The sequence below is a fragment of the Aeromicrobium sp. PFPM2_SD2 genome (assembly GCF_057364525.1).
This window is the reverse complement of record NZ_JBNFNZ010000446.1, coordinates 1-1,966: the sequence shown is the minus strand read 5'-3', so window position 1 is coordinate 1,966 and position 1,966 is coordinate 1. Positions and strand designations below refer to the sequence as shown.

General features: G+C 74.8%; 2 protein-coding genes. Both read right to left on the bottom strand.

The features are described 5' to 3' along the window. The coding region (locus tag AC2W7G_RS14885) for a hemerythrin domain-containing protein (RefSeq protein ID WP_485869124.1) at positions 1–468 on the bottom strand (468 nt) is incomplete at its 3' end. A 57-nt stretch (positions 469–525) separates the two neighbouring features. Continuing rightward, a complete protein-coding gene (locus AC2W7G_RS14880) occupies positions 526–1,794 on the bottom strand; it encodes an MFS transporter (RefSeq protein ID WP_485869123.1) in 1,269 nt (422 codons plus the stop codon). Positions 1,795–1,966: the final 172 nt, after the last annotated feature.

Genomic DNA, 1,966 nt, shown 5'->3' with positions numbered 1-1,966 from the left:
GGCGCACCAGCTCCCCAACGCCCACGCCGAGCCGGCGCAGCCGCGCGACGTCCACCCGCTCCTGCAGCCGCGGGAACAGCTCGTCCTCATCGTCGCGGACGTCTCGCGGAGCACCTCGACGAGCCGGGCGACCGCGGCCCGGCGCTGGTCGGGAGTGGCGGCCGGGTCCTCGAGCCTCACCCACAGCTCGTTGACCTCCTGGTGCTCCTGCTCGACCTGCAGCGTCAGCGCGTGGCCGTCCGGAAGCGCCCGGCGCATCACCGGCCACAGCACCGACTCCTCGGCGAACGCGTGCGGGAAGACGAGCCGGGCGATGCGGTGGAGGATCTCCTGCTCGTCCTCGGGCGTGGCCGAGGTCTCGAGCCGGCGCAGCAGCCGGTCCAGCACGACGTGGTCGCGCTGCTGGCGCACCAGGACGCTCCACGGCCCGCCCAGCTCGGACTCGGTCTGGTCGGCGATCGATCGCATCGTGCTCCTCGGTGACGGCGGGGGTCTTCTCCCGGCGTACCCCGGCACCGGCGGGCGTCACACGCCCGGCTGGGTCTCCCGCTCCCGGACGCCGTCGCGGACGTTCACGTTCAGCACCGCGGCCAGCACGACGACGGCCGCCGCGACCACCGGGAGCCAGCGGGCGGCGTCCGAGCCCGACGACTCGGCGATCGCGCCCGTCACGGCCGACGCCGCGGACTGACCGACGATGACCGCCGACCCGAGCATCGTCATGACCGTGGCCGAGCGGCCGACCGGGCTGCGCGTGGCCGCCAGGCTGTACTGGGTGACCAGGGTCGGGCCGATGCCGACGCCCGCGAGCACCATGGCACCGACCAGGCCGACCATCCCGTCGGCGAGCGCGTAGCCGACCGCGGCGACGAGCATGACCGCGCCGAAGACGAGCCAGCGGGCCCGCAGGGCGAACCGCTCGGGGAAGATCGCGACGGCGAGCGCCAGGACGGTCGAGCCGATGCCCATGACGCCGTAGACGAGTCCGGCCGCGTCGCCGGCGCCCTCGTCCCGCATGACGGCGGTGAGCGAGGTGAGCATGCTGCCGAAGAACATGCCGACGCCGAGCGTGCCGAGCACGGCCACCATCACGCCGGGTCGCAGCAGCTCGCGGGCGGGAGCGGCCTCGACCGGCTCGTCCGAACCCGACGGCTCGACGCGTCCGGTCGGGTGCAGCGCGAACGCCGTCACGAACAGGACGGTGAGGACGGCCGCACCGACGACGGGGGCGACCGGGTTCATCGTGGTGGCGAGCAGGCCGACGATGGCCGGGCCGAACACGAAGACGGTCTCGTCGGCCGCGGACTCGTAGGCCATGACGCCGTTGAGCGTCCTGACCCGGCGCCGGGCCGGCAGCCGGTCGGTGATGACGCCGAACAGCCGGCTGCGCGACATCGGGGCGACCTGCGGGGCCGTGGCACCGATGACGAACGCCGTCGCCAGCACCGCCAGGTCGGGCAGCGAGCTGAACGCGACCGCCGCCATGGCCAGCAGGGCGAGGCTGTTCGCCGCCCCCGCGACCAGCAGCACCGGACGCTGGCCGAAGCGGTCGGCGGCCATGCCGAGCAGCGGGCCGAAGAGCGCGGTGCCGGCGCCGACCGCGGCGGAGTTGAGACCGCCCAGCGCGACCGAGTCCCGCGCCGCCACGACGAGCGTCAGGACGCCGACGATCATCATGGCGTAGGGGAACCGGGCCACGAAGGCCACGGGGAAGTACGAGGGGCCGACGGCGCGCCGCAGGGTGAGGTCGTCGTCGGGTCCGGCGGTGCGGAGCAGCTCGTCGGGAAGGGTCATCCATCTCTCCATCACGCGGTGCCGCCTTGGACGGCCCGCGCGGGCCCGAGGTAGATGCACGTCCTTCGGTGGGGCCGGAGCCCCGCCGGCCGGTCGAACGACCGGCCCGACCAGGGTACCCGGTCGGGCCACGGACGCCGCCCGGGCTCGTCCGAGCGCCTCCGGAGCCGCC